The 22,874-nt window shown below is 61.0% G+C and carries 25 protein-coding genes and 1 riboswitch; of the genes, 3 read left to right on the forward strand and 22 right to left on the reverse strand.

The annotated features are described in order from the left end of the window. Positions 1-105: 105 nt before the first annotated feature. The 4 genes from NKI69_RS15975 to NKI69_RS15990 all read right to left on the reverse strand — a co-directional run bounded on the left by NKI69_RS15975 (position 106) and on the right by NKI69_RS15990 (position 3,347). A complete protein-coding gene (locus NKI69_RS15975; protein ID WP_352441204.1) occupies positions 106-1,125 on the reverse strand; it encodes an ABC transporter substrate-binding protein in 1,020 nt (339 codons plus the stop codon). Further along, positions 1,118-1,885, reverse strand: coding sequence for an ABC transporter ATP-binding protein (locus NKI69_RS15980; protein ID WP_023814065.1), 768 nt, complete (start codon positions 1,883-1,885; stop codon positions 1,118-1,120). Before NKI69_RS15980 ends, NKI69_RS15975 begins: the two co-directional genes overlap by 8 nt. Continuing rightward, a complete protein-coding gene (locus NKI69_RS15985; RefSeq protein ID WP_023814066.1) occupies positions 1,882-2,643 on the reverse strand; it encodes an ABC transporter permease in 762 nt (253 codons plus the stop codon). Before NKI69_RS15985 ends, NKI69_RS15980 begins: the two co-directional genes overlap by 4 nt. 95 nt (positions 2,644-2,738) lie before the next feature. Further along, positions 2,739-3,347, reverse strand: coding sequence for a YkoF family thiamine/hydroxymethylpyrimidine-binding protein (locus NKI69_RS15990; RefSeq protein WP_352441205.1), 609 nt, complete (start codon positions 3,345-3,347; stop codon positions 2,739-2,741). After that, positions 3,338-3,451: riboswitch (TPP riboswitch) on the reverse strand. (Overlaps the previous gene by 10 nt.) A 195-nt stretch (positions 3,452-3,646) precedes the next feature. Between NKI69_RS15990 and NKI69_RS15995 the strand changes: the two genes are divergently transcribed. After that, positions 3,647-3,967, forward strand: a complete 321-nt coding sequence (locus NKI69_RS15995; RefSeq protein WP_023814068.1) for a RodZ family helix-turn-helix domain-containing protein — start codon at positions 3,647-3,649, stop codon at positions 3,965-3,967. A gap of 44 nt (positions 3,968-4,011) precedes the next feature. On the opposite strand, the gene NKI69_RS16000 is transcribed toward NKI69_RS15995, so the two are convergent. From NKI69_RS16000 to NKI69_RS16015, 4 genes are all read right to left on the reverse strand, one after another. Continuing rightward, entirely contained in the window at positions 4,012-5,043 is a 1,032-nt protein-coding gene (locus NKI69_RS16000) for a formyltransferase family protein (protein WP_023814069.1), read from the reverse strand. Between the two features lie 130 nt (positions 5,044-5,173). After that, complete coding sequence (locus NKI69_RS16005; RefSeq protein WP_155930624.1) at positions 5,174-5,407, reverse strand: hypothetical protein; 234 nt, start codon at positions 5,405-5,407, stop codon at positions 5,174-5,176. Positions 5,408-5,432: 25 nt separating this feature from the next. Next, entirely contained in the window at positions 5,433-5,951 is a 519-nt protein-coding gene (msrA, locus tag NKI69_RS16010; protein WP_023814070.1) for a peptide-methionine (S)-S-oxide reductase MsrA, read from the reverse strand. A 113-nt stretch (positions 5,952-6,064) separates the two neighbouring features. Next, the gene (locus NKI69_RS16015; RefSeq protein ID WP_352441207.1) at positions 6,065-7,609 is read right to left on the reverse strand and encodes a glycosyltransferase family 39 protein; all 1,545 of its coding nucleotides are present in this window, start codon (positions 7,607-7,609) and stop codon (positions 6,065-6,067) included. 89 nt (positions 7,610-7,698) lie between these two features. Here NKI69_RS16015 and NKI69_RS16020 point away from each other — a divergent pair, with 89 nt between their 5' ends. After that, positions 7,699-7,869 carry a hypothetical protein gene (locus tag NKI69_RS16020; protein WP_164762750.1) on the forward strand — a complete coding sequence of 57 codons (171 nt, stop codon included), beginning with the start codon at positions 7,699-7,701 and terminating at the stop codon, positions 7,867-7,869. Between the two features lie 39 nt (positions 7,870-7,908). Further along, positions 7,909-8,616, forward strand: a complete 708-nt coding sequence (locus NKI69_RS16025) for a hypothetical protein (protein WP_023814072.1) — start codon at positions 7,909-7,911, stop codon at positions 8,614-8,616. Between the two features lie 86 nt (positions 8,617-8,702). On the opposite strand, the gene NKI69_RS16030 is transcribed toward NKI69_RS16025, so the two are convergent. The 14 genes from NKI69_RS16030 to NKI69_RS16095 all read right to left on the reverse strand — a co-directional run bounded on the left by NKI69_RS16030 (position 8,703) and on the right by NKI69_RS16095 (position 22,873). Then, complete coding sequence (locus tag NKI69_RS16030) at positions 8,703-8,942, reverse strand: hypothetical protein (protein WP_352441209.1); 240 nt, start codon at positions 8,940-8,942, stop codon at positions 8,703-8,705. A 432-nt stretch (positions 8,943-9,374) separates the two neighbouring features. Then, a complete protein-coding gene (locus NKI69_RS16035; protein WP_013530789.1) occupies positions 9,375-9,698 on the reverse strand; it encodes a hypothetical protein in 324 nt (107 codons plus the stop codon). After that, positions 9,698-9,883: a hypothetical protein gene (locus NKI69_RS16040; RefSeq protein ID WP_032909564.1), complete on the reverse strand. Its 186-nt coding sequence runs from the start codon at positions 9,881-9,883 to the stop codon at positions 9,698-9,700. The genes NKI69_RS16035 and NKI69_RS16040 overlap by 1 nt, the downstream gene beginning before the upstream one ends. After that, complete coding sequence (locus tag NKI69_RS16045; protein ID WP_023814075.1) at positions 9,868-10,101, reverse strand: hypothetical protein; 234 nt, start codon at positions 10,099-10,101, stop codon at positions 9,868-9,870. The genes NKI69_RS16040 and NKI69_RS16045 overlap by 16 nt, the downstream gene beginning before the upstream one ends. 1 nt (position 10,102) lies before the next feature. Continuing rightward, positions 10,103-10,321 (reverse strand): hypothetical protein, encoded by a 219-nt coding sequence (locus NKI69_RS16050; protein WP_023814076.1) that lies wholly within the window; start codon positions 10,319-10,321, stop codon positions 10,103-10,105. Beyond that, positions 10,318-11,028, reverse strand: a complete 711-nt coding sequence (locus NKI69_RS16055; RefSeq protein WP_352721975.1) for a glycoside hydrolase family 108 protein — start codon at positions 11,026-11,028, stop codon at positions 10,318-10,320. Before NKI69_RS16055 ends, NKI69_RS16050 begins: the two co-directional genes overlap by 4 nt. Before the next feature lie 473 nt (positions 11,029-11,501). Continuing rightward, the gene (locus NKI69_RS16060; RefSeq protein WP_352721977.1) at positions 11,502-12,293 is read right to left on the reverse strand and encodes a class I SAM-dependent methyltransferase; all 792 of its coding nucleotides are present in this window, start codon (positions 12,291-12,293) and stop codon (positions 11,502-11,504) included. 35 nt (positions 12,294-12,328) lie between these two features. After that, positions 12,329-13,624 (reverse strand): hypothetical protein, encoded by a 1,296-nt coding sequence (locus NKI69_RS16065; RefSeq protein WP_023814080.1) that lies wholly within the window; start codon positions 13,622-13,624, stop codon positions 12,329-12,331. Between the two features lie 67 nt (positions 13,625-13,691). Further along, positions 13,692-16,403, reverse strand: coding sequence for a right-handed parallel beta-helix repeat-containing protein (locus tag NKI69_RS16070; protein WP_352721979.1), 2,712 nt, complete (start codon positions 16,401-16,403; stop codon positions 13,692-13,694). Positions 16,404-16,497: 94 nt separating this feature from the next. Then, complete coding sequence (locus tag NKI69_RS16075) at positions 16,498-18,846, reverse strand: glycoside hydrolase family protein (protein ID WP_352721981.1); 2,349 nt, start codon at positions 18,844-18,846, stop codon at positions 16,498-16,500. A 433-nt stretch (positions 18,847-19,279) separates the two neighbouring features. After that, positions 19,280-19,594, reverse strand: coding sequence for a hypothetical protein (locus tag NKI69_RS16080; protein ID WP_352721983.1), 315 nt, complete (start codon positions 19,592-19,594; stop codon positions 19,280-19,282). A gap of 8 nt (positions 19,595-19,602) precedes the next feature. After that, positions 19,603-19,896: a hypothetical protein gene (locus tag NKI69_RS16085; protein WP_352721985.1), complete on the reverse strand. Its 294-nt coding sequence runs from the start codon at positions 19,894-19,896 to the stop codon at positions 19,603-19,605. Continuing rightward, positions 19,884-22,370 (reverse strand): HNH endonuclease, encoded by a 2,487-nt coding sequence (locus NKI69_RS16090; protein WP_352441215.1) that lies wholly within the window; start codon positions 22,368-22,370, stop codon positions 19,884-19,886. The genes NKI69_RS16085 and NKI69_RS16090 overlap by 13 nt, the downstream gene beginning before the upstream one ends. Then, a complete protein-coding gene (locus NKI69_RS16095) occupies positions 22,370-22,873 on the reverse strand; it encodes a hypothetical protein (protein ID WP_031213873.1) in 504 nt (167 codons plus the stop codon). Before NKI69_RS16095 ends, NKI69_RS16090 begins: the two co-directional genes overlap by 1 nt. Between the last annotated feature and the right edge of the window lies 1 nt (position 22,874).

The raw sequence follows: 22,874 nt of genomic DNA on the forward strand, positions 1-22,874 counted from the left end.
GTTTAAACTGGCTGTCGGGGAGCCAGGGTGCCACATCCAGACGACCCTGCTCCACGCGGTCGTCCAGAAATAGACTGGCGACCCATTTCATTTGGTTTTGCCAGACTAGCTCAGATAGTCGTTGCGGAAATAGCTCCCGAAATCCGGGCGTTGAGCAACCAGCTTGCCGTCGGCATCACGCAAAATGCCGGACGCGAAGAGATAGCCGCCGATCGCTTCCATCTTGGCTGGATCCATCGTCCCGATGGCGCCGCTTTGGCTGCGCAGATAATGGCCGTCGATCAGCGCCTTCAGCGAGGCGTGGATCAGCGCCGGATTGGTCAACGCATCCTTGTTGGCCGCGATCAGCAGGGCTGCCGCATCTTCGGGGTGATCGACCGCGAACTGGTAGCCGCGCCGCGTCGCCTGGACAAAGGCGGCCGCAGGCTTGGAGTTTGCCTGGAGATAGGCTTCGCTCGAAGAGATCAGTGTCGTGTGCTCGTCAGGCACGCCGTAATCGGCATAGACGAAGCTGCGTTGTTTGACGCCCTTGAGCTCGGCGTCGACACCCTCCCAGGTCGAGACTTCGAGCGTGAAATCGACCGAACCATTGGCCAGCGCCTCATAGGCTGAGGTGCCGAGCGTCACCGTCTCGAAATTGCCCTTGCCGCCATCATGGCGGATGATGGTCGATATCAGGGCGTTTTCCCAGGCGCTGCCGAAGCCGCCATAGGTCAGGCCGTCGAGGTTTCTCGGGCTTACTATCTCGCTGCGGGCCGCATTGAAGACCACGCGGCCGGTTTCCGATTGCACCACCGCATAGACGCCCTTCAGGTCCGCTCCGGCGGTTCTCTGGGTGAACAGGCTGATGGTGCCGTTGATGCCGAAATCGGCGACGCGATTTGCAACCAGCGTGCCCGCACCGGTATCGCTGTAAGGCAGGATGTCGACCTCGAGCCCGGCCTCGCGATAGAAGCCCTTGTCGCGGGCGACGAACAGTCCGATGTGGTTGGTGTTGACCGTCCAGTCGAGGGCAACGGTGACCTTTTGTGCCGATTGTGCTTGGGCTCGCCCCGATCCGGCAATGAGCGGAAGGCCTGTGGCAAGGGTCAGCAACAAGGCCTGCCGGCGCGTCAAGTCAATCATGATCGTGTCCTTTGGATGGGGTGGCGTTGAGGATGATGTCGAGAATCTCGGCCTCGAGCGCACTTGCCTGGCGCGCGGCATCGCCGCCAAGGCTGCGCGGGCGCGGCAGCGGCACCTTGATTTCACGCACGATGCGGGCCGGGCGCGCCGACAGCACATAGATGCGGTCGGACAGGAACACGGCTTCGCGCACGTCATGGGTGATCAGGAGCGCCGTCCAGCGATGATGCCGCCACATCTGTTCCAGCCAGCGCTGCATGGCCGTGCGGGTCAGCGCGTCGAGCGCGCCGAACGGCTCGTCGAGCAAAAGCATGTCGCGTTGCTGCACCACCGTGCGCAGCAAGGCCGCGCGCTGGCGCATACCGCCGGACAGTTGCGCTGGAAAATGCCGCTCGAAGCCGGCAAGCCCGAATTCGGCAAACAACGGCGCAACGCGCACCCGCGCCGCCTGTCTCCTCATGCCTTGGACTTCGAGCCCGAGCGTCGCGTTGTCGAGGATGCGCCGCCACGGCATCAGCGCGTCACGCTGCGGCATGAAGGCGAAATGCCTGCCGTGGTCGTCGAGCGGCGCGCCGTCGAACAACATCTCGCCCTCGCCATGCTCGGCGCCGGTCAGAAGCTGGAAGAGCGTCGATTTGCCGGCGCCCGAGGGTCCAAGGATCGAGACGAATTCACCAGCGCCGACGCTAAGCGAAATATCGGCCAGCACGTCGAGCCCACCGAACGCCTTGCGCACATACCGCAGTTCCAGCCGGCTCATCGCCAGGCTCCCTTCCCGGCGGTTTCCTTGCCGGCCCGCTCCCAGGGCATCGCAAGGCGCTGCAGCAGTACAGTCAACCCGAACAGGACAAGGGTCAGGGCAGCGCTCACTCCGACGGCGGCAAGAACCAGGTCAGGACGGAAATTGTTCTTGACGTTGAGCATGTAGATGCCCAGCCCCTTCGCGGCCCCCGCATATTCGGCGAAGATCGCGCCGACCACGGCGTAGGTGATGGAGATCCTCAAGCCAGCGAAGAAATAGGGCAGCGCCGAAGGCAGCCGTGCCAGCACGAAGATGCGCCAGCGCCCTGCCCCCATGGCGCGCAGCATTTGCCCGATCTCGGCCTCGGTCGACTCATAACCCTCGACCAATGCAACCAGCATCGGAAAGAAGGTAACCAGCGCCACCAGCATGATCTTGGGCGCCAGCCCGAAGCCGAACCACAGCACCACCAGCGGCGCGATGGCCACCAGCGGCAAGGTCTGGCTGACGATTAAGACGGGAAACAGCGCACGCCGCAGCGGCTGGAAGAAGTCGACCAGCATCGACAGCACGAAGGCGGCGCTGAGCGAACAGGCAAAGCCGAGCAGCGTGGCGCCGATGGTCGGAATGGCGTTGTCGGCCAGCGCCTGGCGATTGAGCAGCGCTTGCTCGAAAACGCGCGACGGCGCCGGCAGTATCGTCGGCCTGATGCCGGAATAGGTGGCATAAAGCTCCCACGCCACTAGGAGCAAACCGACCGAGATCATGGCCGGCATTGCCTTGACAAGAAGGCCCGCGATCGGGCGCGAAGCGAATGATGATGAGACCACGGGAGATAACCTTTGACGGCCGCGCGGAGGCGGCGGCAGCTTCAGACAGCCGACGGGCTGTTGGCCGAGACCGTGACGTCGAGGGTTACGTGGCCGGCGCCTGGTCCGAAGCGGCAGAAGGCCTCGTCCAGCGCCGAAAAGATCGCACCGGCATCACCGCGCAGTTTCGTGCAGAAATGCTTGGAACGCTCATAGACGCCGGACTGCTTGAGAAAATCGATGCAGCCGTAGATCTCGTCCATGTGGTCGTCGGTGCCCATCACATAGAGCGAGAACTGCGCCGCCGCCGGCTGGCCGGTGGCAGCAGCATTGCGCACCGCCGCGATGGCCGCATCCTTGCGCGGGCCGAGTGGCCCGACAGGCCCGCCAAGTGCATCGGAGCGGCAGATCGGATCATCCGGCTCGCCAGGGCACCCGCGCGAGATGGTGGCCGACAACACGCAATGTTTGCCGCTACGTGCCGCCGCCACGAAGAGGTCGCGCATGGCGGGAAACAGCACTTCGGGCGACCCGACCAGCAAGGTCGAGATGTCGTCGGTCTCGATCCTGAGCTTGTCGCGCCAGGGATCGAGCGCACCGAGCGCGCCAAGAATGACACCGACGAAATCGTCGGTCATGGGGTATAGGGAAATCTGTGCGCCTGAAAACATCGCCCGCCTCGCTCCGCTGGTATTACCCAGATCAGCTTCTAGGGTCTGTGGGCTTGCCGCCCCCGTCTCAGCCCCGACCGTACGGAGCACCCCTGTGGATGTGCGCCTTAAAGCATCATTCGAGTTCAAGGGAAAGCCGTTTTTTCAGAGCACTGCGCCAAAAGCATTGCGCCAGTCACGGTGCGCCTGAGCGGAATTTTGTCGGGAACCTTCGCCGCCGCGACCGGTTGTCCCCACAGTCGCAACGCGATCACTTTCGTAGAAAATAAGCGACGACTTCACAGAAATGGAGACAAACCATGTTCATGAAAATCCTCGCAGCTTCGGTTCTCACCATTGGTCTGGCCACGTCAGCCATGGCGCAAAGCGCCGGCAGCAACAACGCAAATGGAAGCGGCAGCGGCAAGTCGGTGACGGTTGAGCCGAACACGCCGGCTTCCCCGAATACGATCGAGCCGGACACTGTCGACCCGGGCACGACCAACAGCACGACTGGCACGGTAGGGGACATGAATTCGAACGCGGATCAGAATTGCCCGACCAACCCGCAAGGCGCGCAGCCGGACGCCGATGGTAACGCGACGGCGCCAACGGTAAACGATAATCATTGTGGCAAGTAACCACGTCGCAAACGGATGAAGCCGCTGGGCATCGCCCAGCGACTTCATCCGTTTTTCTGGTCCGCAGCACTCGCTTTGCCGAACAGCCGGATTTCTGGAGCGGGTCTCCCGGCGGGCGGGCGCGAAAATAGGTGTTTCGAATTGAGCAGCCGTTTGAGCACTCTACCGTAGGTAAAATACAGGACCCGACCGTTGGCGAGATCAAATTCCACTGTTCCCCACCGCCTGACCGGGGCCTTTCCTGTGCAGGGCCCCAGCCTTCTGATCTGGAATCCCAGCCTGACTTTGCGCGTTCCGATTTCAAGATAGATGCCTGGCAGAAGGCCAAGCACATGCCATAGCCGTACAACATGCTCGACCGACATGGCCGGCGAGATTATCAGGTGGCTGGGCTGAAGCCGCGCCCAGACGAAATCGCCTTTCGGTTGCGGCATTCCTGACAACAGCCCCCGGCAGTAGGTCGGCACCGCCTCGCTCACCAGAATCCGCATAGCGGTTGCCGTGCTGTCGACCAGGGCTTCTCTCGATGTCCAGTCAGCTTCGGAAAACGGCACCTGCCCGAGAATGTCACCCTCGTCAAAACCGGCGGACATCTTGTGGAGCGTGACGCCGCCATGAGCCGCATGCCGGCCGTCCACGGCCAAGCGCTGGATCGGGTGGGGCCCTCGATAGTCGGGGAGCAGCGCCGGGTGGAGGTTGACCCCGCCTTTGGAAAAATGGCCAAGAACCTCTTGAGGGATCAAGACAGGCAAAGTGTAGCAGACCAGCACATCGGCGCGGACGTCAGACAATTGCCGACCAAGCGCATTCCAATCGTAAGGGCGGCCAAATTCGATCAACTTGACAGGCGTGTTACCGATAAACCGCCTGAGCAGCAGCTTGCGTTGAAGCCTTCGCCGGAAATTGCCAATGCTGAAACCGGTGGGACGACGCCGGAACCCGGGCACGATGATCGCGCCAATTGCATTTCCAGCCTCTAGCCAGCCGGCGAGCAGAGGCCCCGTATAGTTAGAGATATCGAGGACAAAAACGGCTGTGATCGGCTCCGAGTGATCGGTCGATTCGATCGGCCTCATCTTCGGCGGCTCAAACGGGCCGACAGGTCAGGGCGAGCTTGTCAGGTCGGCTGAGTGGAAGGCGATGCCAAGGCAGTGACAACCGAAAGACGCTCGCGTTTTACAAACACTGGCTTTTCGTAAACTTTTTTCACGGCCCGTCTCCCGAAATCAACTCTTCCTGCGCAGTTGGACCGCGATACGGCAGGCTGTCAACCGCCTGACCGTGTTTGCCTACCGCATCCGCATTCGCCGTTGACGAAGGTGTTCGAAGGGCGCTTTCGCACATTGGTGAAAGCTCGATGGCTTCACCGACGCGACAAGCCGCGCTGACCGAAAGGGGTTTGGATGCGATGATCTGCTCGACGACACCGTCGAGCAGCAATGCAGGGCAAATCGCAGTTGCAAATCTACGAAACCGCCGTCTCGCGAACCGGCAGCTTCCAGCCTGGCCTGACGAAGTGGCAGGTGTATCCGTCGGGATATTTCTCCAGATAGTCCTGATGCTCGGGCTCGGCTTCCCAGAATGGACCAACGGGTGCGACTTCGGTGACGACCTTGCCCGGCCACAGGCCCGAGGCATCGACATCGGCGATGGTGTCCTCGGCGACGCGCTTCTGTTCGTCGCTGGTGTAATAGATCGCCGAGCGATAACTCGTCCCGACATCGTTGCCCTGGCGGTTGCGGGTCGTCGGATCGTGGATCTGGAAAAAGCGTTCCAGCAGCGTGCGAAAGCTTATGATGGCCGGATCGAAATTGATCTCGATGGCTTCTGCGTGGGTGCCGTGGTTGCGGTAGGTGGCGTTGAGCACGTCGCCGCCGCTGTAGCCGACACGGGTGGAGATGACGCCGGGATAGCGCCGTATCAAATCCTGCATGCCCCAGAAACAGCCGCCGGCAAGGACTGCACGTTCGGTCGAAGTCGCCATGTCACGTCTCCTCAAAGGTAGCGGTTTTCCGTCTGGAATTGCGTAAAAGCAAGTGGTCTCGCCATAAATGGGCATTGTCACCTGCTTCGTCCAGCGGACGCGGTGGATCTACTTCAGTTGCTCGTTTGGGCGAGCCTGTCGATCAAACCCGGTAGCTTCATGCCAGGCGGAATGGCGGCAAAGCTGATCGCCACCGGTGGTGCCCTGAGCGACCAGTCGAAAAGAACGGTCTTGACGGGGATGTTGCCCAGCCACGCCAGCAGCCGAGGTGGCACGCCGCTCCCGGGCCAGACCAGGAGCATGCCGTGATCGCGCAGCCGCTGGCTGGTGATCCAGGGGGCGAGCCGCATGTCGAGGTCGGTGAAGATCGACGGCTTGTCATAGGCGTTGAGGCCCGCCAGCAACGCGATGCGGGTATCGCCGCCGACGATGTCGAGCCGACCGGGCACCGCCGCGTGCCAGACCGCCTCGGCTTCGTCCGAAATCTGCCGCGCTGGCCAGCAGACGGCATCCATGCGCCCGCGCAAATTGCAACTCGTCCAGCGGATGCCCGCATAGGCACCGGACATGCCGAGGATGCAGGCGAACGCGCAGATCGCCAGCCGTCGCAGTTCGACGGCGCCGAGCCGATGACCCAGCAAGGCGAGCGCCACAACGCCGACCAGATTGTACATCGGCGCGCCCCACGCCTCGCCGGCGCCGGTGAACAGCGAAGCCACCATGACAAGCACCGCCGGACCAAGCCCCATCCACACGAGATAGGCCAGCGCGCCGCTCTCGATGGGCTGTTCCGGCGCGGGCGAGCGCCGCAACAGCCCCGATATCGACAGCACCAGCAATAAGCCGCAGAGCCCCGCCATTTGGACACCGATATAGTAAAGGCGGGCGCGGTGGACCAACACCCATTCATCGCGGCCGGCGACATAGGTCAGCGGCAGGAAATCGATGCGGTAGAGCTGGACGGCCAGCGGCGCGGCGACGGCGAGGAAAACCGCGAGCCCAAGCCAGGGCCAGGGCGTGGCGAGCCGGTTGCGTGCCCGTGTGTCCGACAACAGCCAGATCGCCCCGAAGAGCAACAGCAACCCGGTGGAAAACTTGGCATAGAGCCCGACGCCCGACACCAGTCCGAGCGGCAGCCACCAGCCCGGCCCACCGCCACGGCCCGCACGCCACAGCAGCCAGCAGATTGCGGCCCAGAAGGGCATCTGCGCGTAATCATGATTGAACTGCGGTGTCGGCCAGCCGAAGAAATACAATGACGGCATCAAAAGCACGGCGGCCAGCGCGCGGGTTCTCCCGAGCATGTCGCGGGCCAGCAGGTAGACGAAGACGAAGGTCGCCGAGACGACAAGCTGGGCGAGCAGATATTGCGGCCAGCGGAACGATCCGGTCAGAAGATGGCTGATCTCGAGCAGCCAGCCGGGGAGCTGCGGATGCTTGTAGGTCAAAAGCACCCATTCGCGGCCCCACATGAAGCTCTCGACGACATCGCCGGGCGGGGCGGCATCGACAAGCGCCGGAACCACGGTCCAGCACAGGATCTGCGTCAGGCATAAAAGCGCCAGGCCGGCTTCTGGATAGCGCATCAGACCCGGCCAGATCGACGACTGCCGCCAGTCGCCTGGAACAGAACTGCCGACCGGCAGCCAACCGTTCATGGGTTCGTCGATTCGCGTCATGCGGTGGATAAATCACACCGGACGGTTTTACGAACAGCCCAGAACTTGAAGCTTACGAAAATGTATACTTGGCCGACCATGGCAAAACCAAGATTGAGGCAGAGTTTCGCGCCACCATGCCGCCTCTCCCGTCATCACATGCCAGCAAGACAACAATGGAACACGCCATCCCGCAGCACCCTGAACATGCCGGGCATGGCGCCTTGGGCGTGATCGCGGCAGGTGTCGCCTACGCCTGACCGGCTCCCGTCCCCAAAAAAGCATCCAGGATTTGAAAAATGCGCCACCACCATGCCGTCATTCATTACCGTGCGCTCGATTTCTGGATGGCCCGTGCGGCCGTTCTCGTCATCATCTGCCTGCAGCTTCTGGTCATCAACAATCTCTCATTCGGGCCGCGCTGGGTGGCGCCCGCGCTGGAGGCGGCCCTGCTGCTGCCCTTGTCGGTGGCCACCGCCTGGACACAGGCCGCTACCCGAAAGGCGGTCGAGGACCACGAGTGGCATGCGATCGGCCAGTTTCGGGTCATGATCCGCAGAACAGCCCTGACCATGACCGCCATCATCAGCATCATGAATTGCGGTTCGCTGGTCCTGCTGGTGCGTGCCTTGCTGGAGGGCCATGCCGGCAACAGCGGTACGACGCTGCTGATCGACGCACTCAACATCTGGGTTACCAACGTCATCGTGTTTGCCTTGTGGTTCTGGAGCACCGACCGCGGCGGTCCGCCGACCTGCGGCCTCGTCAAGCTCGCACAGGCCGATTTCCTGTTCGCGCAGATGACGTTGAACGACCGTGAGCTTCGAGACTGGCTGCCCGGCTTCGTCGATTATTTCTTCCTCGCCTTCACCAATGCGACCGCATTTTCGCCCACCGATACCTTGCCACTCTCCCAGCGCGCCAAGCTGCTGATGATGGCCGAGGCCATGATCTCGCTGCTGACAATCGCGCTGGTCGCGGCACGCGCGGTCAACATCCTCGCTTGATCGGCCCGACACGCGAAAATAGCCCGCCCGGCGAACCGGAACGGGCTATTTTGGGTTGTCTTCGATGATTGGAATGCAGCGCCGAACTAGTGGCGCTTGCCCAGCCTGTAGCTGTTGCCGCCCAGCAGGTTGACGCCGAGCCCGCTCAGAACGCCACCGACGATGTTGGTCTTGTTGCCGTTCAGAATGCCTGAGACGACATTGCCGCTCAGGATGTTGTTGCCGCTGAGCACGTCGTTCAGCGCGGTGATCTTGCCAGGTCGATGGATGGCGAAACATTGATCAGGCTGCCCGAATTGCCTCCCCAGCCGCCCGAACCTCCGCACCCACAACCTGCCTCGGCGGCTCCAACGGACGATGCAACTGCAACAGCGGCTAAAATAACAGTGAACTTGTTCATGAAAGCTACTCCCGTTTGATGATGGAGATGGCTTCCGTCTTCTGTGGTCTACCTCTTGTTTAACAATATATGAACACTTCATCCGCTCAAGTCTTTATCTGGTTTCGGTGCATCAATCAAAAATTAACAATAATCATTATGCATAACCGACATGATTAACTTGCTTGTGACAACGGGCGATGACGAGACCGGTCAGATCGAATGCCGCTCAGCAATAGCCGATCGAAATACAAAAAAGCCGCCCCGGCGTGAGCCGAAGCGGGCAGCGGTCGTTTCTGGAAATGAGAGCAGCGCCGCGCCAGGTTGCCTGCCTCGGTAATTCCGAGGCAGTAGCCAACAGACGACGCGGTGCCAATAGCTACTCCTCCACCCCCGGCTTGAATCTCCGCACCACAAACTCGAACAGCACGTCCGAAATCCACATGGCGCAGACGCCGATCAGGAAGGCAGCCGCCAGCGTGGTGGTGTCGTCGGCGGGATCGGGCATCGGCAGGCCGGCGATCCTGGCGTAGGAAACCGCCGGCAGCGTCAGGTAGGCCGCCGCAAGTGCGCCGCAGATCGGCGAGGCCACCATTTCGCGCAGCTTGTAGCGATGCCGCGACAGCGCGCGCAGAACGCCGCCGGCGAGACCGGCCGCCACGACCGGTCCCTTGATGCCGAGCAGGTCGAAAAGATCGTTCATCATGGCCTCCAGCCGCAAAGTTTCTGGCCCTTTTCGTTGTGAGCCAGGATCGCCGCCACCGACGCATCGGAAAGGGTCGCCGCCTCTGCCCTTGTCGGGCGGAGGGGATGCCCGGCCGCGCAGAACGACCCGCCTGATTTGGTGCAGCCGGCCAGCAGGAGCGAGAGCGCTATGATTTTGACCATCTGGCCAGTCTCCCCCTGTTGTCGTCCGGCGCCCGGCCGGCGACGGCATCGTCGATCTTCTGGGCTTCGGTGCGCGCCGCTGCGTCGGCCGCATCCTGCCTGGCCTTCTGGCTGGCCTTGCCCTTGGCATAGGCCGTCCAGACACCGGCAAGCGCGGCGCCCATTGCCAGAAGATACGGCCAGGCCTGGCCAAGCAGCGCGAGGGCGAGTGTTCCCATCTCATGTCTCCTTGGCCGGCGGCGCGACCATGCCGCGCGGCCCGTCACGCACCGCGTTGATGATGATCTTGGCAAGGGCAATGGCGCCGCTGATCTGAAGCGCGGTGCGGTCGCCCACCCCGAGCAGCGTCCAGTCGAAGCCGGCGAGCGCGCCGCCGCAGATGATGGCGATCAGCGTGTTGAGGAGATTGTGCAGCGCATTGGTGTTGAACCATGTCATTGAAACAGGCTCCCGAAAAAATCGGCGACCCGATGCCGGAAGGCCGCGAGCGCTCCGGCCATGAGAACGAGGATGCCGGCCGCGGCAGCCGTCTTGCCGCCGGATGCCGGCTGCACGGGCTGGGTCGCCGGCATCACATCAGCCGATGTCTCAAACCTGGGCGACGCCGGCGCGGCCACCGGTGCCGCGGGGCCCTGCGCCGACATCAGCAGGGCCTGAACCCGCACCGACCTGACACGATCGGACCAGCCGCGCCCGAATGTTGCCCATGCCGGCAACCGCTTGAGGAACGCCAGCCGCGCATCGCAAAGCGCATCGATGGTGACGCCGGCCGGCTTTGCCTTGGCCGCCGCGACGGTGACCGGTCCGATCCGCCCGTCCTGCGCAACGCCGACGGCCGCCTGCAAATATTTGGCCGCCCGGCCAGGCCCGCTGTTGACGGCGAAATCGAACACCGCATGGTCGACGCCATCGGGCAATTCGGCGCCGAGCACAGCGTCCCAGTAGAAGCGGCGATAAACGGTGGCGACCTGCGCGTCGCTGATCGCACGCAGATCCGCCTTCCTCGCGTCGGCCTTCACATAGCGGCGGAAGCTGGCAAGCGTCACGCCCTTCATGGTGGCGCCGCCGGGGTCAGCCGGATTGTCCGACCACCCGCCTTCCGATTTGAGAACAAGCGCAAGCGCCCGCGCGAAGTTGCGGTCCATGGTGGTTCCTTTCCGCCCTTCCGGGCAGTTGTTCAGTTTTTGATTTTTGGTATGTTCGCCGGGTGGAGGTTAGGTTTGGCGCGGGCGATTATGATTCTGGATATCATTCGCCAAGTTGGCAGATACAGACTTTAAAATTCTGAGTGTCGGCAAGAGACTCGTGCGCTCGGTAAGTGATTGACACCTAGGACGTATAAAAGCACATATGCCTGACATAAAACATTTAGTTTTAGGAATACTCATCGGCGCCTTTTCTATCGCGTGGGTAGTTATTGCCACGATAGGGGTGCGGCGAGAGACGCGCGCGTACAACAAAAGCCTGAGAGACATCGATGAGAAGCTCCGTCAGGATAAAGATCAATAGGACTTCAGTCGAAGCGCCGAACCACGTTCATGCCGTACGAAGACGATCCCGCGACAACTCGCTGGATACAAGTAACTGAGGTCGGAGTTCGAAAATTCAGCGAGTTCAGCTAGTGCTTTTTGAAGACGAACAGCTTTGTGTGAAAGGATACTGGGCTGATCACTAGGTCGATCGCACGTCGTAAGGTCACCATCGGTCGCGACCGGCTCTCATACAATGGTTCAAGCAGGCGCTTTAACAAGTTGCTTTCCCGCATCAACCCCAGATATCCGCCCCTGGACCGACTTTCCAAAAGCCGGAACCCCATCCCGCTGATCGTTCTAATTGTGTCGTTCGGGGTGAAGGCAAATTGGCAAAATCGGGCCATGTCCGCGGCACTCACATCTTCGTATCGACCGAGCCGCATCTTTAGACGCCTCAATGGCGACACGCTGGGGACAGTTAGGAAAAGGAGTCCGCCGGGTTTCAGCACTCGACATGCCTCCTCGATGATCGATGCGTAACCATCCTTGAAGTGTTCGATCACCCCCAAGGACCACACCCCTTCGAAAAAGGCATCCTCGAATGGCATTTCTCGCACGTCACCGAGAACGATATTAAGTTCGGGGGCGTGCTTTTTGATCCTAGCGATGGTTACGGGGGCAAAGTCTAATCCGTATGCCTCGAACCCTGCGTGATGGAGCCCAAAGACTGTGTTGGCCACACCGCAGCCTGCATCAATCACTCGATCAGACGGGCTTAAATACTTTCGGGTAACATGCTGGACAAAGACGCTCTTTTTCCGAATGTCCGCTGCTGTTAGGGATTGCGCCCAACGATCGTCCCAGAATCCTTCGTCGGCTGGTCGGTCGATGAATACAAGACGATCATGCTGCCGATCGAGATATACCTGCTCCACCATTCATTTGCCTCCCCAAGGCGCTGCTCAACATCAGTTCATTTGCCGTAGTCTCGACCCACAATCGGAACAGCCGGAACGCTGGTATGGAAGCGCCCGAAGAGCAGTACCCACACCAAGACCTGAATCGTCACGAAACCGACGAATGGCTGCCGTGCCTGCGCAAGAACGTTCTCCAAGGCATTCCGGTGCGCATAGACCCCAATCACGCTGCCGAGGATGATCCAGAAGAAGAACCACATACCCTTACTTTTGAGCGAAGCATGGTGCAACGCCACCAACGCTCCGCCATAGATCAACCCAAATACGATCACAACGGGAATACCACCAATCGCCCACGCCTGCCCCCAGAATGTACCAGCCAAGCCGTACAACGCCTGCGAAAATATCTGGGTCTGGAGCACCGTGTTGAACCCAGTGCTGTCGAAGCCGAAGGCCGACGGCTGAATTAGCAGTTGCGCCAAGGTATCGCGAACCGTGTTCCACCATGGATAGGTCGTGCTACTCCTAATCAGCCCTTCGATGTTTTCATGAGTGCCGAAGGCTTCCCAGGAGGCCACCATAGCCATCGGATCAGAACCGCCTGTCAGCATCCTGCCAAACGGCAGGTCGCGTTTGTAGGCCAGATAGAAGGGCTTCATAAAGAAGATGATCGCAAGCGTCGCCAGCCCGATCGCCCATGCCTTCCAATGCAGGGCCGCCTTCGTTATCGGCCACTCCCACAATAACACGATGGCAAACGCCATTGCCAAGATCACCGGGACAGTCCGATCGCCCGCGATCGCATTAAGTGCGACCATTAACGCAAAGATGGCTTGATTAATACGAGCGCCGCGACCCCACAACCTATCGAAATAGATCGATGCCAGAAGGCCGATGCCGCTGACCCAACGCCACACGATGGAAATGAGCCCACCAACAGCGTCATAGATGTCGGCACGCTCCATCGCGTACCACTCAAGTCCAGCCCTGTTTGCCATCCATGCATAGCAGGCTAAAGAAATGATCAGCGTGCACCGAATGAACCAGGTGACCCGCATCGGGTGCAGCTGGTAACAAGGGGGACGCCCCCCGTCCACAGACGAAGGCATCAGCAGCAGCGCCAGCCCGAACCCTAGCCAAGCAGCGACCATCACCAGAATTGCTTCCGACGATGCCGGCTCGAGATATGGCACCAATCCTTTCGCGCTCACAGGCCGCGTGAAGCCAATCAGCGCGGGCACCGAATAAGCAAGAAGGCCGACATAGCCAATCGCTACAACAGAAACCCGATTGTGGCGGGCTACAAGTATAACGGTGGTCACGGCCACCATTGACCACAGAGCGAGGACCATATCTTTCGTTCGTCCATTTGGATCAAAAAAGCAACCTAGGCGATTCGGTCATTCACAACGACAAAGTCTACAACTCGAAATCGCCCGCCCAGCCGACTGTCGCGCTGACCACCCATGAGCCCGTTGCGTATGCCTCCAGGGTTACACGCTCGCCGGGATCGAGAATGAGATATTTCCCTGCACCGCCGCCCTTGATCGTGTCCGTCCCGTTGGGCTCGATGTTCATGACATGGGTTGCGTGCACTCCGGCAAAACCGATCCGAAGGCCAGGCACGGCAGGCGGCAGCGTATGTGTCCACGTCGCGCCGGCGCCGTTGTTGTGGCAGAGTGCCCGGTTATGAAGTCCGGACAGCGTTGTGTTGACGGTCAGATTGATCGGCACACTCGACGTCCCCTGCAGGCCGGGATTGTTGCCGCCAATAAACCTGGTCACGATGCCGGCCGTGATGGAACTGCCGGTGCCATCGCCAACCCATTCCGACATGTCGAAACCATCGACCAGCATTTCGTCTATCGCGCCGCCGGTGGTTACCCGAAAGGCAATGCCAATGGAGGTCGAGTTCTTCAGGGCGATGTCCCTGAGACTGGCTTTGCGCAGCCGCTGGCCCACGGAAAGGTTGAACCGGATGCCATGCGACTGGGTGTTTCCCCTAATGCCAGAAAGGCTAAGGCTCGCCGGTGTCACGACGTTCGCAACGACAATGGCGTCGGTCGAGCAGTTCATCAACGTGCCCGGACCGATCGCAAGAGGCGTCTGGTAGGGCGCGGCGATTACGGCTGTGGCACCTGACGTTCCGCCCGTGATCGTCTCGCCAGCCGGAAAGATGCCGGCCGAACCGCGCACATAGATGCGCCGGGTCGCGCTGTTTGCCGTTTTGGCAACCGCAGAGGTGCCCCCAGTGATTGTTTCAGCGGCCTGAAACGTCCCGCTTATCGGCAAGACCCTCAGCACGCTGGCAAAGAAGTCGACCAAGATGCCCGTCGCGCCGGATGAACCGCCAGTCACCGTCTCACCGAGTTCATAGTCGACGGTTGAACCGGTGATGACGATTTCAAAATGTTGGAACCGCAGGGTTCCGGTTGAGCCAGAGGTGCCGCCGCTGACCGTTTCGCCAGTCGCAAACGATCCAACTTGCGAGCTGAGGGCGAACTGATATTCGCCGTTTGGCTCCAATTGCAGGGCTGTGTTGTAGCGATCGATGTACCAGTTATCGAGCCGGCCCGACTGAATCTGAACGCCGAAGACGTTACCGGCAGAACTACCGGAGAGCCGGTTGCCGATTGCCTTGACATTCGAAATGACGATCTCGCTGTTGGCGTCAGTCGCAGCTACGCCAACCAGACAGTCATTCGCCACCACGTTGGTTATGATCCCTCGTGGATCTCGCGCACCGGTCATCTCCACCCAGACACCGGCGGAGGGGCTGTCGAGATGTGCATCCGCGAAAACCCCGTCGACCAACACGTCGGTGGTGTTTAGGTTCCCCGTATAGGTCAACACGACGCCGTCGCGTTTGCACTTCGCCGACCGGATGTTGCGCACGATCGGCTTGCGGACGCCGGCCACGTAAACCGTATCGCCAAACTCGCCGCCGGTTGGCGTGACGATGTTATAGCCGTCAATGTCCTCAATCGTCGGGCTGTCGACACAGAGCGCCATCACGCCGGCAAGGCCAAGATTGCGGACTTTCACGCCGCGAATTGTCGGCCGCTTCCGGCGTGCACCAGTGGAAAGGCCGACGCGAATACCGATAGAAGCCTGGTAGCCGGCATGTGATCCACCATCGATCGTGAGGTCCCCGTCTATCAGGACGTCATCGGCAGCGATATCGATGACGGGATGGTGGGCGGTAACGGTACCGACTGGCGTGCGCAGGATCAGAGCAGAGCCGCCCAGGCATTCGACGCGCTTCTTCGCTGTCGAGATCGTGTGGTTGCCGTCTGTCTGGTAGGAGCCGTCAATCAGCACATGCGGATAGCTGCCCGCGAGCAGTGCACCTATTGCAGCCGTGGCATTCGCACCGCCACCACGCGCCCCGAGCATTGATGCCGTCACCGGGGTTGAGGCGAGAGTATAGCCCGTCTTCATCATGCCATCGCTCAGCGTGATCACCAAATCCCCGGCATTCGTTCCATTCTTGCGGTACACAGCGCCGCTGCCTGCCACCTGAGAGCTGTCGTAGAAGGCGGTGCGGATGTATGTGGGTGCTATCGGCGGGGAATAGGCCTCCGCCGTCGCCTTGGTTGCGAATTGCGGATCGAGCACCGTCGTCATGGCGCCCGTCGCCACGTCCGCCGCGGCCTGGGCCCGGTCGATGATGCCTTGGGCGGCTGCCTGGATATCGCCGACGGTGTCGTCGGACTGGTAGAACGACAGCACAATGTCGTCGGCACCGATCACAGGGTTCAGCGTCTGGAAGGCAAAGACGAAATCGGCCGAGGCGTTGCCCTGCTGGACATGCACCGTCGTTCCCTTCTGCATGGTGCGCCCGGTGCGGGCATCGGCGGCGCGGAACCATCGGCCTTCGCTTACCGTATAGATACCGTTTTGCGTCTGGTCGGCCTGGTCCTTGACCAGCACGCGGTCGCCCACCTCCGTCGCCACCCCGTCGATGGTCTGAAGGCCGAAAAACGCAATGCTGGCGGTCGTTGCCAGACGAACGGGTTCGCGCTCGCCGGTCAGAAGGCGAACGGCGGCGGCTGAAGATCGGGCCATGCTGGCTTGCTCCATGAAAAAAGCCCGCAAAAGCGAGGCTGAAAAAAGATTTTGGTCTTGCAATGCAGCGAGCCCATCCCTCGGGCCTGCCGATCAGCCGGCTGATGACATCAGTGGCGATTGTGATGGCGCAGCGGCGTCGAACTTCTCAGCAGAATCAAACCTCCTGAAGCCGCACAACGGCGTTCCAGCCATAGGTCTTTGCCGCGACGCCGGTAACGGTCACCTCAATTCCGGAAGCCCCAGCGGTGACCGACGCGTCGAGCGATGCGGCGTCGGTTGCATATTCGCCGATCACCGTTTTGGTGATCGCACCTTCGATCGCCAGGGTTCCGCCCGTGTTGCGGATCACCCCGGCGAACACATAGCCGGCGCTGGTCGACGATGAACCATCCGTGCGGCGGGCAGCGACATCGACGGTGAACTTTGCGCCTTGCCCTGGCCTGATCGGAACAAAGCTGTTTCCGGCTTCGAAGACCATAAGAACGGGCGTTGCGTCCGGCGTCGATTTATAGCCCTTGAAAAGATCGCCGCCCCGGTTTCCTTCAATCAGCGCTATGTGCGATCCGTCATCGGTTGGCTTGCCCGTCGCCGTGCCGGAGTAGATGTTGCCCCGCACCTCGATGTTCGGCGAGGATCCGCTGACTTTCACGTCGTTGACGACACTGCCGGTCGTCGCCTTGAAAAGGCCACCCGTCGCCCTCTGCCGTTCGCTCGATAGTGTCGACAGGGCGACATAGGACGATCGCGCATCCGCGATGCCTGCATGGGTTTGCGACATGTCGCCGTTCAATCGAACGCCGATGGAAGCGGCTGCGCCGCCCATGTCGACAAGCGTGTCAGCCGACACAATGGTCTCATCCGCCGCGCTGAAGACGCCATAGGCATTGGCCTGGGTGAACCCAAAGATGCGGCCGGCGCCAATCCTGACGCCGCGCGAGATCTGTTGCCCGGCCGGGGTTTCGATATAGATGCCCTGATGTGTCGCCTGGATGTCGAAGGACAGCAGGCGAAGATCTTCGATATGATGGCCGGTGCCGGCGCGAATGCCTTGCTGCACGCCTTCCGTCACCAGGCTGCGCACCTCGATATCCTTGGCCCCTCGCAGCACCAGACCATAAAGGCCATCCCTGGATTTGGCACTGATGCGAAGGCGTTTGTACTTCAACACCGATCCGGCGGGCACAGCGCTGCGGGTGAAGGCGACGGCCGCACCAAGCTGAACGCCGCCAAGCTGCGTCCAGTCGATATCCACCTCGATATCGCTCACCGGCCAGTCGTCGTCGCTCTCTGCATCGAAACCGTTCAAATAGGCACTCACGCGAGCGCGGCGGACAAACACGTGACTTGTGCCGGAAACATCGTCGTTGATGGTGACGATGTTGCGCGCCGTGTCGCCCCTGGCGTCGTCGATGTAGACCCAGTTGGAATCGGCAATGCGGTAGTGATCGCCTTGCGTACCGGTGAGCGTGCCATGCTCGATCGTGACGCCTGAAATGCCGCTGATGTTGAAAACGCCAAAGCCGTTCGCAGCCGCGACATGATTCCACGCGCCGTTGACCTTTGGAGCGATGATGCGGTTGTCGCCCTTCAGGTTGAATAGGTGCGTGGCGTCCTCGGTGCGCTGTAAAAGCGCCTTGTCGTCAAACTCGACCATCAGCCCCTGCGGAATGTCGATATTGCCGGCCAGCGAAAATGTGCCAGCCGGGATGATCACCCTGCCCTGCCCGGCGGCAGCAATGGCGTTGACGATCGCGGTCCTGTTGTTGCCGGCTGCCGTGTCGGCGCCCGCAGCGCGAATGTTGATCTCCTTTGCCCTCGGTGCGTTGATGATGTCGAAGCCGGCTTTCGCCCCATCTTGCAGCGTGATCGCCAGGCCGCCCCCGCCAGCCGAAATGGTGCCATTCTTCCTGTAGAGGGCTTGGCCGTCGCCGACCTGCGAATAGCCGGCAGTCCTGATATAATCCGGCGCGATCGCCGGTGAGTATGCCTCTGCCGTCGCCTTGGTTGCGAATTGCGGATCGAGCACCGTCGTCATGGCGCCCGTCGCCACGTCCGCCGCGGCCTGGGCCCGGTCGATGATGCCTTGCGCGGCTGCCTGGATATCGCCGACGGTGTCGTCGGACTGGTAAAACGACAGCACAATGTCGTCGGCACCGATCACGGGGCTCACTGTCTGGAAGGCATAGACGAAAGCGGCCGAAGCCGTGCCCTCCTGGACATGCACCGTCGTTCCCTTCTGCATGGTGCGCCCCGTGCGCGCATCGGCGGCGCGGTACCAGTAGCCTTCCGAGGCCGTATAGATGCCGTTCAGCCTGGCGTCCGCCTGATCCTTGACCAGCACCCGGTCGCCGGTCGCTGTCTGGACGCCGTCAACCATTTTGAGGCCCTGGATCCAGGCAACGCCGTCGATGACGATCGTCTCCAGGTTCGCCGTCGTTGCCAGGCGCACGGGTTCGCGCTCGCCGGTCAACAGGCGAACGGCGGCGGTTGCAGGTCGGGCCATAAGGCTTGCTCCATGAAAAAAGCCCCGCGCAAGCGAGGCTGTGAAAAGGGTCTGATTTTGGGGCGTGGGCGCGTCGGGAGGTTAACCCCCGTCACATGGGTGGGACCGATAAAAGTGCGCTGTCACCGTAACTGCAGCACAAGGTCGGCATCAGCCTTTTCGCCTCGGTCAGCAACCCAGTTGCCGCGCTTTTCGCACGCACTATCGATCTTTTAGATAATTTCGCGCCCAGGCTCTTGCTTCGGGGATGCCTACATTTGGCGAGTCGTGCTCTTGCACTATTTTCTTTGTCTAGATTTCACTCTGATCCGTATCGATAGAATTCATAAAAGTGCATCGTCACCGTAATCCCCCTCCGGGGAGATGTCGGGCAGGACGAGGGGGGCGCCGTAGAACGCCAGCCAGCACCGCAATTCCAATCAGAAAACAGCGTTCAACCTGCGAAGTTATTGTCCACGAACATCTCGGCAAATTGCTGCGGGTTAAGCGTTACATTGTTGTCGCGGGCGATTTTGAGATTCCTTGCCCACATATCCCGGATTGCCGCCGGCATTCCCTCGGGCATGTGCATGGCTTGGGCAATTGCATCATGCCATTGTCCGTCGCCGCCATAGATAGATTGCAGTTTGGGGGCCATCTTTTTCAAGCCATCTTCCGACTCTTGAGAAAGTTCTCCAATGACCCAGAGCACATAGAGCTCCAGCAGCCTAAGCAGCGGCTGTCCATCGTAACGTGGGTTAGTCGCCATGTTTCCCCTCACGCATCATTGGTGGCGTATTCGATGAGTCTTTGGCAGATGGCCGACAGGCTGGGCTTTTCTTCCAGCGACGCGACCCAGGCCTCGGTAAATTCGATCGCGATGAATATCTCGATGAAATATGTAAGCCCCGCTTTGGCTGCCGCCTTCGGAGGCACCGTGCTATCGTCGGGTGCGGTCGCAACCATTGCATTGGAATCTTCAGTCCAAGGCTCCGCCACATAAATCGTGTCATCCTCGTCAAAGTCCGACAACCGTCCAACAATATCCAACAACTTGATTATTTTCCCCATAAAGAAAATCCTCCTCGACGATTCGGGTGCAATGCTTTCTGAAAGATAGTCCCAGGATCATGCTGCGATCTAGGGACAAGTTGCATCACACCGGCTTTTGTGTCGTGGTGCCAAGTGTAGCCGGGGGGCGCTCTTCGGGGAACGAGCCCCCTCTTTGTCCGCTGGAGGTTAATTCCCGCATCTTGCAGAGCTTTCGCGAAATCCGGCTCTCTTTCCATTAGCACCAGCAGGGCTTCGTTGGCCGCCTGGAAATGGCGTGGGCGCGAAACGTTCGGATATAATGCAGAATCTATCTCTGTCTCGAACACCACACTATAGAATTGACCGGTCGGCCCTCGACTAGCGCCGTCGCCTGCTTCTTCTGTCAGCGGTTCGGACCCGGGTGTAGGTAAGTCGTCTACGCCTTTGTAAAGATCCGCTCCTTCAGAAAGAGCGTCCTCCGTCGAGTCGGCGAGCTTGCCGCTGCTTCTGCGAACAAGCGCCTCGGCCCCCTCCGCTAGGTCGTCGGACCGCCTCAAGACCTGCGAGAGTTCCTTAACCAAAGGCCCCGCAATCTTGCCGGCTTGTTGCAGGCCGACGGATACCAATTTCTCGGTGGGGAGCGTTCCTAAGACATTGAGGATGGTGTCGCCGACGTTGCCAGACATCGCGGACGCAACAGCCTTATCGGCCGCGACCATGGGCGCAATGCCGAGCAGCGAGATGCCCTGCTCGCCGGCTCCCTCGGAGCCAACCAGCATCCGCGCCAGATTACGCCGCACGCTGCTTGGCTTACTATCGCCGGCGATAAGGTAGCCAAGCTTATCTTGGGGCGTAGGAATGTAATTCGTGACTTCTACATGCGAGTCCCGCAGACCCAACTCGGCTGCTTGGCGCAGATCGAGCAGCATTTCGGGGTCGACTATCCAATCGCGACGTGTTCGATCAGCTAGGCTTCTCTCTGTCTGCGCTGCACTTGTCCGAATTAGGTGGTCTAGCATTGCCTTTTGGGCAGCTTCGGTAGGCAGTGCAGCAAAGAGGTTGTTTAGGGCGGGATCTTGCGGGTTTGTTCCGTTTTTGAGTCCGTCGACGACGCCTCCCGCCACGGAATTGGGCAGCGGTTGAATCTTCTCGAAGCCCAGTTGCTGCTGAGCGGCGATCGAGCCGATGATGGCTGCCTGATAGTCTTCCGGCGTCGAAAGATTGTTCCAAGCCGCATCGAGATTCGCGAACGTCTTACGTACATAGCCACCCGGATCGCCCTGCCTCTCTTTGAGCGTGAGGTCGGCGGCCGTGGCTATTACTTCATGACGCGCGCTGTCCTCTTCCGGCGTAGCACTATCGGCCTTGGGCGAGGACTCTTTGACTCTGGCCAAAACGGCCTCATTCGACATGCCACGCATGCTGTAGAATTGCCGACTGACATCCATTGCTTGGCTGAAGGCTTGGAAGCGCCTGACGCCTTCGGTGGCGCCGTAGAGAGCGATGAACTGCTCCGGAGTCTGCACGGGGCCGGAATAGGTTCCAGTTTCCCTGATGGAGCTTGGCGCATTCTGTTCGGCGAGGCCGATGTTGGTTCGTGTTTCGACCTGCCGTGCGATCTCAGCGGTCCGCGCTTTCTGGGCCAACGCTGGCCTGTCTTCAGGCGGGATGTCGTCCCGGACAACCTGCACCGCTCGCTCATATGGCGTCGGCTCGCCAAGGCGATCGTCTCTTGGCGCCACAAAACTTGTGGTATTTGCCTGTGGGCCACCAACCGCCTCGGCCGTATCATCTTTGATCCGGCTGCCAGCCCGCCCCGCACCCAGCATCTCAGCCGCCCGCTTCGGATCCTGGGCAATCATTGCCTGGACCAGCGCCTTGGCCGTGTTGGTGCGCCAGGTGGCCTCGGCTGTTTGCCGAATGATCGAGTTGCCGATCTTGGCGATCAGGTCGAAGCCGCTCTGCCGGATCGCCTCGAATGTCTCGGCGTCGTTCGGGTCGCCCTGTGCGATGGAACCCGTGGACATGGTGTCGACCTTGGTCCACTCGGCCAACTCATACTCGTCACGGCGCTGGAGCTGCCGCTGCGCCATGCGCCGTGCGCCAATCGCGCGCATCGTCTCCTTCTGCCTGGCGAAACCAGCACGCTGGCTTTCGGGCATATCAGGCAAGGCATCGCCGAACAGCCTGTCGAACAGGCCTGTTTTGACCACCCGGCCGTCGCGCGGATTGACCTGGCCGTACATGGCCTCATGCAGGCCGGCGCCGTCAGCCGGGGCGTTGGCCGCCACCTCGTCTTCGGCTTGCCCGATCCGGCTGGTGAACCGCCGCCGCGCCAGTTCGGCGTCGAACGCGTCCTGCTGGTCCTTCATCTGCTGGTAGCGCTCGGCGATAGCCGAGAACTGGTCGCCAAGACCCTGCATGGCGCCGCCAATCGGCGATCCCCCGGGGTACGGCACCGCATTGCCGGCATCGAGCCGGCGCTGCGCTATGTGGAGCGGAATGGTGGCCATCAGTAGAGGCCTCCGGTGGACGAGCCGCCCGGCGGCGGTGGGAAGGCGCCCTTGCCGAAGGTCACGGCCTTGGTCGGGTCGTAGAGGCCGGAGAGACCCGATACGAGATTGCTGCCGGCCTTGAAGATCGAGGCCGTGACCGCCTGCTTGCCGGAGAAGCGCGAGAGCGCGGCTTGCGTATTGAGACTGTTCTGGCGCAGTTTCGAGCCGTACTGGATCGCGTCGAGATCAAGCTGGCCCTGCCTGGCATTGGCGGCCAGCACCTCGGCCGGCGAGCCTGATATGCCGACGCCCGAGGCGCCGGCCTGCGCACGCGCCTGGCCCAGCAGGAGATCCTGCTTATGGCGCTCCTGGCTCTGCTCGAAGGCGGAACTCTGCGCCTCGGCCTGCGCTTGCTGCCCGTAGGCCTTGGCCTGATAGTCGGCCATCTGCTTCGACTGCTGGCCTTCGACCAGCGCGCCGCCAACAGAAAGGGCGGTGCCGATAAGGGCAAGTGTGCACATG

This window comes from Mesorhizobium sp. M0491, from assembly GCF_040321265.1.
Classification (GTDB): Bacteria; Pseudomonadota; Alphaproteobacteria; order Rhizobiales; family Rhizobiaceae; genus Mesorhizobium.